Raw genomic sequence first — 15,959 nt, 5'->3', positions numbered from 1 at the left:
TCATTGCTTTTCTTTAAACGCTGCCACCTTCTAAAACTGCGAATGGTTTTGCGTTTCGTTTTTTTATGGGGACCTTAAACGCCTGGCTCCTGGTGCAACCGACGACATGCAGTGCCATCCTCACGGAACAGATGGCAACGCTCTGGCGGCAGGCCGATAGCGAATGTGGCACCCTCTTCTACCAACACCACGTCGTTCTGGCGGTAAACCAGGTTTTGACGGATGGCGGGGATCTGGATATGAATTTGTGTTTCGTGACCAAGCTGCTCGACCACCTGCACTTCACCTTCGAGGGTGACATCGGCGATATCGCTGGGCAGCAGATGTTCCGGGCGGATACCTAAAGACATGTTGGCGCCAACCTGTACCGCATGGCTGTCTACCGGGAGCCATATTTGCTGGCGGTTGGGCAGTTCAACCTGCACCTGATCGATGGCCGTTGCCGTGACTTTCACCGGCAGGAAGTTCATCTTCGGGGAACCAATGAAGCCCGCCACAAAGCGGTCAGCCGGGTAGTGATACAGCTCCAGAGGCTTACCGACCTGCGCTACGCGACCGGCATCCAACACCACAATTTTGTCGGCCAGCGTCATCGCTTCGACCTGATCGTGGGTGACGTAAATCATCGTGCGGCCAAGACGTTTATGCAGGCGGGAGATTTCAATGCGCATCTGCACGCGCAGAGCGGCGTCGAGGTTTGAAAGCGGTTCATCCAGCAGGAAAACGCGCGGTTCGGCGACCAGCGTTCGGCCAATCGCCACACGCTGACGTTGTCCGCCGGAAAGCGCTTTTGGTTTACGCTCCAGCAGGTGCGCCAGTTGCAGAACTTCCGCAACCTGATTCACGCGCTGGTTCATCACCTCTTTTTTCGCTCCGGCCAGTTTGAGGCCGAACGACATGTTTTCCGCGACGGACAAATGGGGATACAACGCGTAGGACTGAAAGACCATGCCCACACCACGTTCGGCGGGCGGAATGTCGTTCATCCGGGTCTCCCCGATAAACAGGTCACCACTGGTGATGGTTTCAAGTCCGGCGATCATACGCAGCAAGGTCGACTTACCGCAGCCTGACGGTCCGACAAACACCACGAATTCCCCTTCGTGAATGTCGAGATTGATATCTTTCGATACCACCACGTCACCCCAGGCTTTCGTTACATTTCGTAGCTGTACGCTCGCCATGCCCTTCTCCCTTCGTTACAACCTGTCATCGACAGCAACATTCATGATGGGCTGACTATGCGCGATCCCTTGACTGCGTGAATCCTCCACCCCCCGGCTTTTTTATGGGGGAGGAGGCGGGAGGATGAGAGAGCAGCGTCTGAGACCCGGGCCGTACGCAGCGGAGGAATTTCGTGATGCAGCCTGCAAAAATCAGTGGGTTTTTATGTGCGCCAGTGCGCAATACTCACATTTATGTAACACAGATCACATAAAGAGCGGGTGGGGCGTAGGGGTAAGGAGGATGGAAAGAGGTTGTCGTATAAAGAAACTAGTAACCGTTAAGCCACCTCTGCAAAATCACCAAACAGGATGGGAACTATGAAAATCAAAACTGGCGCACGCATCCTCGCATTGTCTGCATTAACGACGATGATGTTTTCCGCCTCGGCTCTCGCCAAGATTGAAGAAGGTAAGCTGGTTATCTGGATTAACGGCGACAAAGGCTATAACGGCCTCGCTGAAGTGGGCAAAAAATTCGAGAAAGACACCGGTATCAAAGTCACTATTGAGCATCCGGACAAACTGGAAGAGAAATTCCCGCAGGTTGCCGCGACCGGCGACGGCCCGGACATCATCTTCTGGGCACATGACCGCTTTGGCGGCTACGCTCAGTCTGGCCTGCTGGCTGAAATCACGCCTGATAAAGCGTTCCAGGACAAACTCTATCCGTTCACCTGGGATGCCGTACGCTATAACGGCAAACTGATTGCCTACCCGATCGCGGTTGAAGCGCTGTCGCTGATTTACAACAAAGACCTCGTTCCAAACCCACCGAAGACCTGGGAAGAAATTCCTGCGCTGGATAAAGAGCTGAAGGCGAAAGGTAAATCCGCGCTGATGTTTAACCTGCAAGAACCGTACTTCACCTGGCCGCTGATTGCTGCCGACGGTGGTTACGCGTTCAAGTTTGAGAACGGTAAGTACGATGTGAAAGACGTGGGCGTGGATAACGCTGGCGCGAAAGCGGGTCTGACCTTCCTGGTTGATCTGATCAAGAACAAACACATGAACGCGGATACCGACTACTCCATCGCCGAAGCGGCCTTTAACAAAGGCGATACCGCGATGACCATTAACGGTCCGTGGGCGTGGTCCAACATCGACAAGAGCAAAATCAACTACGGCGTCACGCTGCTGCCAACCTTCAAAGGCAAAGCGTCTAAACCGTTTGTTGGCGTTCTGAGCGCCGGTATCAACGCCGCCAGCCCGAACAAAGAACTGGCGAAAGAGTTCCTCGAAAACTACCTGCTGACCGATCAGGGTCTGGATGAAGTGAACAAGGATAAACCGCTGGGCGCCGTTGCGCTGAAATCCTTCCAGGAGCAGTTAGCGAAAGATCCACGTATCGCCGCCACCATGGATAACGCCCAGAAAGGCGAAATCATGCCGAACATCCCGCAGATGTCCGCATTCTGGTATGCCGTTCGTACCGCAGTGATCAACGCAGCCAGCGGCCGTCAGACCGTCGATGCCGCGCTGAAAGATGCACAGGGTCGTATCACCAAGTAATACGGTTTCCCTTATTTTTTAGGGAATCAGGTTTATTGAATACGTTGTTACGCGAAATCATTCGCGCTACATCGAGGCGGCAAGGGGGCAAATCCCCAGAGCTTACATAAGTAAGTGACTGGGGTGAGCTTCCGCAGCCAACAAAGAGGTAGTGCGAAGGATAAAGCGTAAAGAGGAAGATCCCCATGGATGTCATTAAAAAGAAACACTGGTGGCAAAGCGACACGCTGAAATGGTCAGTGATGGGTCTGCTTGGGCTGCTGGTCGGTTACCTTGTTGTTTTGATGTACGCTCAGGGGGAGTACCTGTTTGCCATCATGACGCTGATTTTAAGCTCTGCTGGCCTGTATATTTTCGCTAACCGTAAAGCCTATGCCTGGCGCTATGTTTACCCTGGCGTTGCCGGTATGGGGCTGTTTGTCCTGTTTCCGCTGATTTGTACTATCGCGATTGCCTTTACCAACTACAGCAGCACCAACCAGTTGACCTTTGAACGTGCTCAGGAAGTCCTGATGGATCGTTCTTATCAGGCAGGTAAAACCTACAACTTTGGCCTGTATCCAGCGGGTGATGAGTGGCAACTGGCCCTCACCGACGGTGAAACTGGCAAGAATTATCTCTCCGACGCCTTTAAATTTGGCGGCGAGCAGAAACTGCAACTGAAAGAAGCCGAGGCGCTGCCGGCGGGCGAACGTGCAACGCTGCGTATCATCACGCAGAATCGACAGGCGCTTACCCAACTGACCGCCATCCTGCCGGATGAAAGCAAAGTTACCATGAATTCGCTGCGCCAGTTTTCCGGCACACAGCCACTCTATACGCTCGCGGATGACGGTACGCTCACCAACAGCCAGAGCGGCGTAAAATACCGCGCCAACAACGATATTGGCTATTATCAGGCGATTAACGCTGACGGTAGCTGGGGTAGCGAAAAACTCAGCCCAGGCTATACCGTTACCATTGGCTGGGATAACTTCACTCGCGTGTTTACCGACGAAGGTATCCAGAAACCGTTCTTCGCCATCTTCGTCTGGACGGTGGTCTTCTCGGTACTGACTGTTATTTTGACCGTTGCCGTGGGGATGGTGCTGGCCTGTCTCGTACAGTGGGAGTCTCTTAAAGGCAAAGCGATTTACCGTGTGCTGCTGATTCTGCCGTATGCCGTACCGTCGTTTATCTCGATTCTGATTTTCAAAGGGCTGTTCAACCAGAGCTTTGGTGAAATCAACATGATGCTGAGCGCGCTGTTTGGCATCAAACCGGCCTGGTTCAGCGACCCAACCACCGCGCGTTCGATGATTATTATCGTCAACACCTGGTTGGGCTATCCGTACATGATGATCCTGTGCATGGGTCTGCTGAAAGCGATCCCTGACGACCTGTATGAAGCCTCGGCGATGGATGGCGCAGGCCCGTTCCAGAACTTCTTTAAGATTACGCTACCGCTGCTGATTAAGCCGCTGACGCCGCTGATGATCGCCAGCTTCGCCTTTAACTTTAACAACTTCGTGCTGATCCAGCTGTTGACCAACGGTGGCCCGGACCGTCTTGGCACCACCACTCCAGCAGGCTATACCGATCTGCTCGTGAGCTACACCTACCGTATCGCCTTTGAAGGCGGCGGTGGTCAGGACTTCGGTCTGGCAGCAGCAATTGCCACACTGATCTTCCTGCTGGTCGGCGCACTGGCGATTGTGAACCTGAAAGCCACACGTATGAAGTTTGATTAATTGGAATAACCAGGCGTCATTGGCGCGGGCAGTTTGAGCTCGGCCAGCGCGGAAGAACCGGAGCGTACACGTAGTACGTGAGGATTCTGAGCACTGCCCGAGTTCAAAATGGCAAGCAAAATAGCCTGGAGCGGTATCAAGGGGAGTAAAAATATTATGGCTATGGTTCAACCCAAATCTCAGAAGTTACGTTTATTCGCAACGCACTTAGGGTTGCTGATTTTTATCGCAGCAATCATGTTCCCACTGCTGATGGTTATCGCTATCTCGCTGCGCGAAGGTAACTTTGCCACCGGCAGCCTGATTCCGGAAAACATCTCCTGGGAACACTGGAAACTGGCGCTGGGCTTTAGCGTTGAGCACGCGGATGGCCGCGTGACGCCACCGCCGTTCCCGGTACTGTTATGGCTGTGGAACTCGGTGAAAGTGGCCAGCATTACCGCGATCGGTATCGTGACGCTTTCCACCACCTGTGCTTACGCCTTTGCCCGTATGCGTTTTCCAGGCAAAGCAACCCTGCTGAAAGGGATGCTGATTTTCCAGATGTTCCCGGCGGTGCTGTCTCTGGTCGCGCTGTATGCCTTGTTTGACCGCCTGGGCCAGTACATTCCGTTTATTGGTCTGAACACACACGGTGGCGTGATCTTCGCTTATCTCGGCGGTATCGCACTGCATGTATGGACGATTAAGGGCTATTTCGAAACCATCGACGGTTCGCTGGAAGAAGCGGCCGCGCTGGATGGCGCTACGCCGTGGCAGGCATTCCGCCTGGTGCTGCTGCCGCTTTCCGTACCAATTCTGGCGGTCGTGTTTATTCTGTCTTTCATTGCCGCTATTACCGAAGTACCGGTCGCGTCACTGCTGCTGCGTGATGTGGACAGCTATACCCTTGCGGTAGGTATGCAGCAGTACCTCAATCCACAGAACTATTTGTGGGGCGACTTTGCCGCCGCAGCTGTACTTTCCGCCATTCCGATCACTCTGGTGTTCCTGCTGGCACAGCGCTGGCTGGTCAACGGACTGACAGCGGGCGGTGTGAAAGGTTAAGTTTTACCGAAGTAACTGCCCGGCAACGGGCAATGCCACTGCAACCCTCAACTTATGTTATCCCAACCTGTGACTGTTATTCGGCGCTCTACGGAGCGCCCTTTTTTTATGTTATTTTGTATTACACTTACGATTATTTCCTTTCGTGCTCCCCATCACTGCAATTCTATTTTCCACCTGAACGCATGCAAATTAAACAGAATTAAGATCACAGAAAAGACAAAACATAATTGCAATGTAAAAAATGATAATTGTCTTCCCTGCCTGTTAAATTCACCATCACAGCACTGATCAAAAGAGCTGTACCCTCTAAGGCAGGTCTGAATGAACACCCAATATAATTCCAGCTATATTTTTTCGATTACATTAGTGGCAACATTAGGAGGGCTATTATTCGGCTACGACACTGCAGTCATATCCGGAACGGTAGAATCCTTAAATACAGTATTTGTCGCCCCTCAACACTTAAGTGAATCCGCCGCCAACTCGCTGTTGGGCTTTTGCGTCGCCAGTGCGTTGATTGGCTGCATCATCGGCGGTGCACTGGGCGGCTATTGCAGTAACCGGTTTGGTCGCCGGGACTCGCTGAAAATCGCAGCGCTGCTGTTCTTTATTTCCGGTATTGGTTCCGCCTGGCCAGAATTAGGTTTTACGACTATTAACCCGGATAACGCCGTACCCGTTTATTTAGCCGGATACGTTCCCGAATTTGTTATTTATCGTATCATTGGGGGTATTGGTGTAGGTTTAGCTTCAATGCTCTCACCAATGTATATTGCTGAACTGGCGCCCGCACACATTCGCGGGAAACTGGTGTCATTTAACCAGTTCGCCATTATTTTTGGTCAACTGTTAGTGTATTGCGTTAACTATTTTATCGCCCGTTCAGGCGACGCTAACTGGTTGAATACCGATGGTTGGCGCTATATGTTTGCGTCCGAAAGTATTCCCGCCCTGCTGTTTTTACTGCTGCTGTACACCGTACCGGAAAGTCCGCGCTGGCTGATGGCACGTGGCAGACACGAACAAGCGGAAGGTATTCTGCGCAAAATTATGGGCAGCACCCTCGCCACCCAAGCCATGCAGGAGATCAATCAGTCTCTGGAACATGGTCGTAAAACCGGCGGCCGCCTGCTGATGTTTGGCGCAGGCGTTATCGTCATCGGCGTTATGCTGTCCATCTTCCAGCAATTCGTCGGTATTAACGTCGTGCTCTACTACGCCCCGGAGGTGTTTAAAACGCTGGGAGCCAGCACCGACGTGGCCCTGTTACAGACCATTATTGTTGGCGTGATCAACCTGAGCTTCACCGTGCTGGCAATCATGACGGTGGATAAATTTGGTCGCAAACCGCTGCAGATTATTGGCGCTCTGGGCATGGCCATCGGTATGTTCAGCCTCGGTACCGCGTTTTATACCCAGGCTTCCGGGCTGGTTGCTCTGCTGTCGATGCTGTTTTACGTCGCCGCATTCGCTATGTCCTGGGGACCGGTTTGCTGGGTGCTGCTGGCAGAAATCTTCCCGAATGCGATTCGTGGCAAAGCGCTCGCCATTGCCGTTGCCGCTCAATGGCTGGCGAACTATTTCGTCTCCTGGACCTTCCCGATGATGGACAAAAATTCGTGGCTGGTTTCCCATTTCCACAACGGTTTCTCCTACTGGATTTACGGTTGTATGGGCATTCTGGCGGCGCTGTTTATGTGGAAATTCGTGCCGGAAACCAAAGGTAAAACGCTGGAAGAACTTGAGGAACTGTGGGAACCCGCCGCAGAGAAAACCCAGCCAGCCTCTGCGCAGTGATCCTGACCTGCAACACGCCGCAGTCCGATTGCGGCGTGTTGTCTTTTACTCTCGCTTCAGCCGTTTAGAATTACACAGCCACAGGGTGATCACCAGCAGCAGGATCGCCGCGGAATAGATCAGCACATCCATCGGCGCTTTATGATCGACGATGATCAACCGCACAATCGCGGTGATCCCAATATAGACAAAATAGCGCAATGGAAAGTGAAAACCTGACTGAAAGTACTTCACAATCAGCGCGATAAATTCAAAGTAGAGGAAGTAAACCACCAGCCCTTCCACCAGCTCATACTTGCTGGTTTGTTCCGGCGCGAACAGCACATCTGCCAGATGCAACGTTTCTTTCCCGAGGAATACAACCAGGATCAGACCCAGACTCAGCAGCCCCAGATTCAACACGGTCTGTAAGATGGTGGAGATAAACTCCACGCGCGGACGAGATAGCGACGTCATAACAGCACCTCTTACTCAGTGACAGGGTTCCTGTATAACGCAAAAATGTGACAGAGATCTACATTTTTTGTTTATGTTTTGTGCAAGAAAGGTCAGTGGGGAATGATGAATGTCACGACACATTTCACAGGATGAAGTATGCAGCTAAGACAATCCGCTGTCCGCAACGTTACCTGCGGTGAGAACGTGGTGATTTATGAACCCGCCAATCTCTACGACTGCACATTGGGTGACAACGTTTTTGTCGGACCATTTGTTGAAATCCAGGGCAATACGCAGATTGGTGCAGACAGCAAAATTCAGTCGCACACCTTCATCTGCGAATATGTCACCCTCGGAGCCCGCTGTTTTATCGGTCATGGCGTGATGTTCGCCAACGATATGTTTCGCGAAGGAAAACCCAACGCCGACCGCAACAGTTGGGGAAGAATTATCATTGGCGACGATGTTTCGATCGGCAGTGGCGCGACCATTCTGGCGGTCACTATTTGCGATGGCGCGGTCATCGGCGCAGGGAGCGTGGTGACCAAATCGATCACCGAGAAAGGCGTGTATGCGGGAAACCCGGCAAAATTATTGCGTCGCATATAACTTGCCGGTTAGCTCGATTAACGGAAATTCACGCTGCGATCGCTGGTCATGTCATACAGACCAAACTTACGTCCAAGCTGCTGGCCACCATCACGCGTTAGCGGCGTCCAGCCAATCGCTGCACGGCTGCGGGTCGGACCTGACGAGAACAGGTCCAGTGGCACGGAAACGTATACCCCTTTGGTAAAATCACCCTCTCCGTACTCATCCGGCGAGGCGTTGGTGATGGTCGCATAGCCGCCCACTACTACGCCGCTGTCAAAGCGTTTCGCCACTTCCAGCGTTCCGCCCTTATCCCCCGCCAGATACTGACCCACGCTGGCTTTCACCAGTACATCCTGGGCAAACGACGGATTCCAGTAAGCCGTCAAATGCCCGGTCTTCACGCTGTAGTCGGTGAATTTCATCATGTCCTGCGCGCTACGCCAGTCACGCTGTTTCACGTAGTTGGCATCAACACCAAACGCCCAGTTGCTGTCCAGCGGACGATACAGCACTTCCGCCCCCGCTCCGCCGTACATGGTTTCCAGATAGCCACCGTAAACCTGTCCGTAGAACCCGTTTCCGAGTGACTGGAAGTAGTTGGCCTGCAGGTTATTCACGTAGACATCGTTTTGCACATACTCGCGCACGTGGGTACGCACTCGTGGTAAATGCGAATCCTGAGGCGGGTTGGTGTAGTTAAATTTGTCATAGTTATTGGCGAGGTTGGCGAACAAACTCCCGGTGGTCAGCAGATGATCGGTAACCCACCAATCCGCCGTTCCCATCACGCCCAACTGATACATATAGAAGTTTTCCGGGCCGCCCACCGACTGGTTAAGCACCGGATCAATGTGGAAATCGAAGCGTGACTTATCGATATACCAACCCTGCTCGGTCGTTTTCGGCACCACGGGCTCAACGCGTTTTTGCGCCAGTTGGGTTTCATGGCCCAACGGTTCGCCTTCCAGATGGCGCTTGAGGCTGGAAACCTCCGTTTCGGTCGTCACCTGCGGTAAGTTAAGACGATTTTCCGTAATACGGATCGTGCGGATCCCGTCGGGAAGATCGTTCATCACGATCCGGTTGGCACGTTCGATCCCTTCGCGCGAATCACGGTATTTCACCTGTTCACCGGTCACATACAGCGTATCTCCCTGCACCTGAATTTTAGGATCGGCCAGTCCGGCGTTATATTTCAGCAGCGTTAGCTGATTCGCCACCACCGAGTGTTGCAGGATGGCATCCTGCGGCTGTGGCTGGTATTTCGGGCGGGCGTTGTCGTTATAGTTTGACCGCAGATCGTTGAAGTTAGTCCGCAGCGTGACCCCAAACATAAAGGTGTTCCCGCGCTCATAGCTGAGGTTAACGTCGGCCCAATCGGTGACGCGATAAATAGCGCCGACGTTAAACTTGCTCTTCTGATCCAGCTTGCCCGCAAAATCCTGCTGGTAATTGTTTCCCTCATACTCCAGTTTCAGACGCAACGGCTGCCAGGGCGTCTGATACTCAACTCCGCCAAACAGCGATGCCGGGCCGTGGAACATCTGGCTGCCGTCAATAGAACCGGCCTGCTTGTAGCTGTTATCGCGATAGCAGAATTTATCGCTGTATGAGCAAAACGGATTGCTGACGTTGCCGCTGGTCCCGAGATATCCCCAACCCAGACCAAGCGAGAAATCAAACGGTCCCCAGGCTTTATTCGCCACAATATACTCCGCATCGAACAGGCCAGTTCCGCCAATATCTCGTGCGCCAACAGCCACCTGTGGCATCCAGTAGCTCTCTTCCCACAGCCGCAGTTTGAGATCAAAAGCTTTATCCTTGTAAGTCTGATCGCCAGAAAACGACTCCACGCTACTGTATTGTTTGGTACGCACATCGGTGTAGCGCAGCGTGGTTTCCAGCCACGGGAAGAGCTGCACCGACGCAGAGTAGTAGCGGTACTGATCGTTATCGCGGTAGTTGAGGCTCATTTCGCCCTCGCGCGCCATGCGTGCGGTTGGGGTTTGCAGCAGCCCCACGCCGCCAAAATCGGACTGGGAAGGCCCAATGGGCGCGGGCCAGGTTTCACCATGGCAGGCAACGCTTACGCCCAGCGCCAGTAAGCTGAGCAGGTAAGTTTTTCTCATTATTCGGGTATCCGCTGGGTCAGGGTGCGAAGAATGTCGGCATTGATTTCATCCGGGGTGCTGCTCCAGACAGCATCAGAGAGTCCGACATAAATGATGCTGCCGGGCATCGGCTCAACGTGACGTTTGTTCCAGTAAGCGACCGGTACTTTTTGCGTGCGCCCGTCGGGATAGATAACCCAGGCGAAGCTACGATCCGCGCCGCTAAGCCGACTTTGCCCATCGAGATAACTGGCAACATCACGCCCGGGCATAAACGGTTGTTTACCCGGATGGCTTAGCAGGCCAAACAGCGTGATATGCGTTGGCTGCGCTCCGATCCACAGCGTGTAATTGCCCTGCAACGGCGGGTTGCCTCGCTCGCTGACGCGCACAACATCCGGGTCAAGATTAATCATCTGCCTTCCGGTCACCTTCAACGCCTGAATTTGCTGGCGTAATGCGTTGATAGCGGCAGCATCGTCACCGCTTTCTTCGGCACCCAGAGTCGCCAGGCGAGCTAGTAACGCCTGCTGCTGACGTTCCGCCTCCGTCGTCGCCCGCTCTTCGCTGATAACCGCGCCAGGCCACCAGCTATTGCTCAACCGCGGCTGTCCGACCAGGTCGAGCAGATGTTCGGCCCCGGTCAGCGTTTTTGGCTCGTCGCTGGCGGAGGTAAAGACCTTAACGCTGCCCGCAGCAAAAACAGACGCTGCGCTCAGGCTCAACAGCAGCGCCATAACGGCTCGTTTGATCATGATTTTGCCGCCTTAATCAGCGTGGTTTTCACCGGGAAGTAATGCGCGCCAAGATACTGTTCCGACTGGCGAATCTGCCCTTCACTGTCGATCCAGTAGCGGTTATGCCAGCGCGTTTGATCGGTGGTTACCTCTTCATCGAGGATCCGTACCGGCGTGTCATCGTTGCCGACCTTGATGGTGTCTGCGCCATCCCATGTGAAAACCGAGCGTGCGGTGGTATAGCGTACCTGCTGATGTTCGGTCCAGCCCATCGTGCGGGTCCATGTTGCGCCATCGACTATCTGATTGGGTTTGATGAGTGGGTCTGCCGCCAGATTATTCACCTCAATTAGGTTGTCCCCGCCGAGATGCGTTTTCACAATGCGCCCATGCTGCGTGACGAGAATAGCCCGATCCTGAGTCACCCATTTCTGCTGTCCGTTTTCCGCAAATGCGAGTACCACAAACAGCTGGGGACCACCGTTTAGCTGCATATACTGGCTGGCGTAGGGCATATTTTGGATTTCATCGTCCGTCATCTGTACGCCGGGAGTACCAAACACGCTATCCCACAGCGAATGCCCCAACCCTTCGGTGGTGGCTGAGCACGCCTGCAGTAACAGGCAAACCATTATGAGCGCTGGTCGCTTCACGACGTTTCTCCGCATTATTGCCGGGTAGCGCGACGCTTACCCGGCCTACAAATCCCACAGACTTTTGGCAATTCAAAATAACCACACCGAAGTGTGGTTAGAATTAAACGTACCTTTATTACTGGGTACTGGTGGTTGTGGTGGTTGTGGTTCCGGTATTAGAACCATCGCCGCCACCGGTCGCCGCCAGGGCAACCCCCACCGCAGAACTTACGGTGCTCACGCTGGTTGCGGAGGAACTTCCTGCCGAAACCGACGCAGCAGCCGACCCTGCAGCCTCACCCACCTGAACGGGGGCGGCATAGACAGAAGTCGCCGCAAGCGCAGATATAGCCCACAGGCCATACAGAACTTTTGTCATCACAAATTCCCTTCATTGTATGAATGGAGATTTACCCAAAAGAATTTCGGGCGAGATCGAGTATACACAAGCCAAAGTGTGCAAATTACGCTACGCGGGAATTTAGGATAATTAGATAACGAAAATATAAATATTTAAAAAATACAACAAAGACAAATAAATCAATAAATTAAAATATAAAAATCAAAATGCAATATCCGGTAAATCCGAAAACACCAGAAATTGAATAACATTAAGAAAATTATTTTAGGATTAAACTCAATTAAGGTGTGAAGCTAAAACGTAGATACCCTGGAGCATTCTTATAAAAAAAGCCGATATTAATATCGGCTTTTTATTTCATTAATGCCGGATGCGGCTAAACGCCTTATCCGGCCTACAAGTGTGTGCCTGTAGGCCTGATAAGCGTAGCGCCATCAGGCACGCCAGGACTTATAACGGTTAATCAATCCGTTAGTCGAGCAATCATGGCTGGTGATTTCTTTGTCATCATTCAGCTCTGGCAGAATGCGGTTCGCCAGCTGTTTGCCCAGCTCAACGCCCCACTGGTCAAAGGTGAAGATGTTCAGGATAGCGCCCTGAGTGAAGATTTTGTGTTCGTACAGTGCAATCAGCGCACCCAGGCTGAACGGCGTGATTTCGCGCAGCAGGATGGAGTTCGTTGGACGGTTACCTTCGAACACTTTGAACGGCACAACGTGGTCAAGCGTTGCCGGATCTTTACCCTGGTCGCGGTATTCCTGCTCAACCACTTCACGAGATTTACCGAATGCCAGCGCTTCGGTTTGCGCGAAGAAGTTAGACAGCAGTTTCGGATGGTGATCCGACAGCGGGTTGTGGGTGATTGCCGGCGCGATGAAATCGCACGGAACCATTTTGGTGCCCTGGTGAATCAGCTGGTAGAACGCATGCTGGCCGTTAGTACCCGGCTCACCCCAGATGATTGGGCCTGTCTGGTAATCCACCGCATTGCCGTTACGGTCAACGTATTTACCGTTGGATTCCATGTTGCCCTGCTGGAAGTAAGCCGCGAAACGGTGCATATACTGGTCATACGGCAGAATCGCTTCGGTTTCGGCACCGAAGAAGTTGTTGTACCAGATACCGATCAGCGCCAGCAGCACCGGCAGGTTTTTCTCAGCCGGAGTGGTGGAGAAGTGTTTGTCCATCGCATGCGCGCCGGAGAGCAGCTCAACAAAGTTGTCGAAGCCTACGGACAGGATGATGGACAGACCGATTGCAGACCACAGGGAGTAACGACCGCCAACCCAGTCCCAGAACTCGAACATATTGGCAGTATCAATACCGAACTCGCCAACCGCTTTACCGTTAGTGGAGAGCGCAGCGAAGTGTTTGGCAACGTGCTTGTTGTCGCCTGCAGTCGCCAGGAACCAGTCGCGCGCGCTGTGGGCGTTGGTCATGGTTTCCTGGGTGGTGAAGGTTTTGGAAGCGACCAGGAACAGCGTGGTTTCCGGGTTCACTTTCTTCAGCACTTCGGCAATGTGCGTACCATCGACGTTAGACACAAAGTGCATGTTCAGGTGATTTTTATACGGACGCAGCGCTTCGGTCACCATGAACGGACCGAGGTCAGAACCGCCGATACCGATGTTTACTACATCAGTGATGGCTTTACCGGTATAGCCTTTCCAGCTTCCGGAGATGATCGCTTCAGAGAAAGATTTCATCTTCTCCAGCACTGCGTTCACTTCCGGCATGACATCTTTGCCATCAACAATGATTGGCGTATTGCTACGGTTGCGCAGCGCCACGTGCAGCACGGCACGGTCTTCAGTGCGGTTGATTTTCTCACCGGAGAACATGGACTTGATGGCGCCTGCCAAATCGGTTTCTTTCGCCAGATCCTGCAGTTTAGCCAGCGTCTCTTCAGTGATGCGGTTTTTGGAGAAATCCACCAGCATCAAATCGTCAAACGTCGCGGAAAACTTAGTGAAACGATCGCTATCTTTCGCGAAAAGATCCGCGATAGTAACGTCTTTCATTTCTTCAAAGTGTTTTTGTAGTGCCTGCCAGGCTGAGGTCTGCGTTGGATTGATGTTTTTCATTAGCAATACTCTTCTGATTTTGAGAATTGTGACTGAGATCGATTGTAACGCCAGTCACAGAAAAGTGTGATTGTTTTAATGCCATTGCCAGGGCATCCGCCAAACGTGGCTAAAAAGTATAGCGGTTATCAGCGTTGTTATTAGTACCGTTACTCAACGCAGTTGCAGCATGAAAAATCCGCATAATCCCAGCGTTGACAGTGCAAGCTACACATTTTATTTATAAATACGGTATTTGCATTTGCGCCTGCACCGGTTTCTGTTCTGCCTTATGTGCCATGGTCGCTCTATTCATTCCCTGACACGAGGTAGTTATGACTGATGTAGTTGTCTCCAAGTTTGGCGGTACAAGCGTGGCGGATTTTGATGCCATGAATCGCAGCGCTGATGTAGTGCTTTCTGATGCTAACGTCCGTGTAGTGGTACTTTCCGCTTCTGCGGGGATCACCAACCTGCTGGTCGCACTGGCTGAAGGGCTGGAGCCAACCGCGCGCTTCGAAAAACTCGACGCCATTCGTCAAATTCAGTTCAATATTCTGGAACGCCTGCGTTATCCAAACGTGATCCGTGAAGAGATCGAACGTCTGCTGGAAAACATCACCACGCTGGCTGAGGCGGCGTCACTGGCGACCTCAACCGCGCTGACCGACGAACTGGTCAGCCACGGTGAACTGATGTCTACCCTGCTGTTCGTCGAGATCCTGCGTGAACGCAACGTGCAGGCGCAGTGGTTTGACGTACGTAAAGTGATGCGCACCAACGATCGTTTTGGCCGCGCAGAACCCGATGTCGTGGCGCTGGCCGAACTGGCAACGCTCCAGTTAGCCCCGCGTCTGAGCGAAGGTCTGGTGATTACTCAGGGCTTTATCGGCAGTGAAGGTAAAGGCCGCACCACCACGTTGGGGCGCGGCGGGAGCGATTATACGGCAGCCCTGCTGGCCGAAGCGCTGCACGCCACGCGCGTCGATATCTGGACCGATGTTCCCGGCATTTACACGACCGATCCGCGCGTTGTTCCGGCGGCGCAGCGTATTGATGAAATCGCCTTTGAAGAGGCCGCAGAAATGGCGACCTTTGGCGCGAAAGTGCTGCACCCGGCAACGTTGTTACCTGCCGTACGTAGCGATATCCCAGTGTTTGTTGGCTCCAGTAAAGATCCAAAAGCAGGCGGTACGCTGGTATGCAATAAAACCGCGAATCCACCGCTGTTCCGGGCGCTGGCACTGCGCCGTAAGCAAACGCTGCTAACGCTGCATAGCCTGAATATGCTGCACTCTCGCGGCTTTTTAGCGGAAGTGTTCGGCATCCTGGCACGCCACAATATCTCGGTAGATTTGATTACCACATCCGAAGTCAGCGTGGCGCTGACGCTGGATACTACAGGCTCCACCTCCACCGGCGATACACTGTTAACACAGTCTCTGCTGATGGAACTGTCTGCACTGTGTCGGGTTGAAGTGGAAGAAGGCCTGGCGCTGGTGGCACTGATTGGCAACGACCTGTCCAAAGCCTGTGGCGTGGGTAAAGAGGTGTTCGGCGTACTGGAACCGTTCAACATCCGCATGATTTGCTACGGCGCATCCAGCCATAACCTGTGCTTCCTGGTGCCCGGTACTGAAGCCGAACAAGTGGTACAGAAGCTGCACCATAATTTGTTTGAGTGAGTAGATGCCAACGCCCGATGGCT

At 52.9% G+C, this 15,959-nt stretch carries 13 protein-coding genes; 6 read left to right on the top strand and 7 right to left on the bottom strand.

All coding sequences use genetic code 11. The annotated features are described in order from the left end of the window. Positions 1-74: 74 nt before the first annotated feature. On the bottom strand, positions 75-1,184 hold the full coding sequence (gene malK, locus OGY83_RS22165; protein ID WP_048215134.1) for a maltose/maltodextrin ABC transporter ATP-binding protein MalK: 1,110 nt from the start codon (positions 1,182-1,184) through the stop codon (positions 75-77). 360 nt (positions 1,185-1,544) lie between these two features. On the opposite strand from malK, the gene malE reads away from it, so the two are divergent. From malE to xylE, 4 genes are all read left to right on the top strand, one after another. Beyond that, positions 1,545-2,735 (top strand): maltose/maltodextrin ABC transporter substrate-binding protein MalE, encoded by a 1,191-nt coding sequence (gene malE / locus OGY83_RS22160; RefSeq protein WP_057102302.1) that lies wholly within the window; start codon positions 1,545-1,547, stop codon positions 2,733-2,735. A 185-nt stretch (positions 2,736-2,920) separates the two neighbouring features. Then, complete coding sequence (gene malF / locus OGY83_RS22155) at positions 2,921-4,465, top strand: maltose ABC transporter permease MalF (protein ID WP_286636930.1); 1,545 nt, start codon at positions 2,921-2,923, stop codon at positions 4,463-4,465. Positions 4,466-4,621: 156 nt separating this feature from the next. Continuing rightward, positions 4,622-5,512, top strand: a complete 891-nt coding sequence (malG, locus tag OGY83_RS22150) for a maltose ABC transporter permease MalG (RefSeq protein ID WP_079938957.1) — start codon at positions 4,622-4,624, stop codon at positions 5,510-5,512. A gap of 324 nt (positions 5,513-5,836) precedes the next feature. After that, positions 5,837-7,312 carry a D-xylose transporter XylE gene (gene xylE, locus OGY83_RS22145; RefSeq protein ID WP_003031675.1) on the top strand — a complete coding sequence of 492 codons (1,476 nt, stop codon included), beginning with the start codon at positions 5,837-5,839 and terminating at the stop codon, positions 7,310-7,312. A gap of 45 nt (positions 7,313-7,357) precedes the next feature. Here the strand turns inward: xylE and psiE are convergent, their stop codons facing one another. Next, positions 7,358-7,768, bottom strand: coding sequence for a phosphate-starvation-inducible protein PsiE (gene psiE, locus OGY83_RS22140; RefSeq protein ID WP_003031674.1), 411 nt, complete (start codon positions 7,766-7,768; stop codon positions 7,358-7,360). Positions 7,769-7,906: 138 nt separating this feature from the next. Here psiE and OGY83_RS22135 point away from each other — a divergent pair, with 138 nt between their 5' ends. Next, positions 7,907-8,359, top strand: coding sequence for an acyltransferase (locus tag OGY83_RS22135; protein WP_079938956.1), 453 nt, complete (start codon positions 7,907-7,909; stop codon positions 8,357-8,359). 17 nt (positions 8,360-8,376) lie between these two features. Here OGY83_RS22135 and OGY83_RS22130 read toward each other — a convergent pair whose 3' ends face one another. From OGY83_RS22130 to pgi, 5 genes are all read right to left on the bottom strand, one after another. After that, positions 8,377-10,473: a YjbH domain-containing protein gene (locus OGY83_RS22130; protein WP_286636929.1), complete on the bottom strand. Its 2,097-nt coding sequence runs from the start codon at positions 10,471-10,473 to the stop codon at positions 8,377-8,379. Beyond that, on the bottom strand, positions 10,473-11,210 hold the full coding sequence (locus tag OGY83_RS22125) for a capsule biosynthesis GfcC family protein (protein ID WP_194212670.1): 738 nt from the start codon (positions 11,208-11,210) through the stop codon (positions 10,473-10,475). The genes OGY83_RS22130 and OGY83_RS22125 overlap by 1 nt, the downstream gene beginning before the upstream one ends. Beyond that, positions 11,207-11,845 (bottom strand): YjbF family lipoprotein, encoded by a 639-nt coding sequence (locus OGY83_RS22120; RefSeq protein ID WP_286636928.1) that lies wholly within the window; start codon positions 11,843-11,845, stop codon positions 11,207-11,209. Before OGY83_RS22120 ends, OGY83_RS22125 begins: the two co-directional genes overlap by 4 nt. 118 nt (positions 11,846-11,963) lie before the next feature. Beyond that, positions 11,964-12,206 (bottom strand): exopolysaccharide production protein YjbE, encoded by a 243-nt coding sequence (gene yjbE, locus OGY83_RS22115; RefSeq protein ID WP_286636927.1) that lies wholly within the window; start codon positions 12,204-12,206, stop codon positions 11,964-11,966. A gap of 416 nt (positions 12,207-12,622) precedes the next feature. Beyond that, positions 12,623-14,272, bottom strand: a complete 1,650-nt coding sequence (gene pgi / locus OGY83_RS22110) for a glucose-6-phosphate isomerase (protein ID WP_111466250.1) — start codon at positions 14,270-14,272, stop codon at positions 12,623-12,625. A gap of 314 nt (positions 14,273-14,586) precedes the next feature. On the opposite strand from pgi, the gene lysC reads away from it, so the two are divergent. Next, positions 14,587-15,936: a lysine-sensitive aspartokinase 3 gene (gene lysC, locus OGY83_RS22105; protein ID WP_123269130.1), complete on the top strand. Its 1,350-nt coding sequence runs from the start codon at positions 14,587-14,589 to the stop codon at positions 15,934-15,936. Positions 15,937-15,959: the final 23 nt, after the last annotated feature.

The organism is Citrobacter sp. Cpo090, from assembly GCF_030332665.1.
Taxonomy (GTDB): domain Bacteria; phylum Pseudomonadota; class Gammaproteobacteria; order Enterobacterales; family Enterobacteriaceae; genus Citrobacter; species Citrobacter portucalensis.
This window is presented reverse-complemented; position numbering and strand designations above follow the sequence as displayed.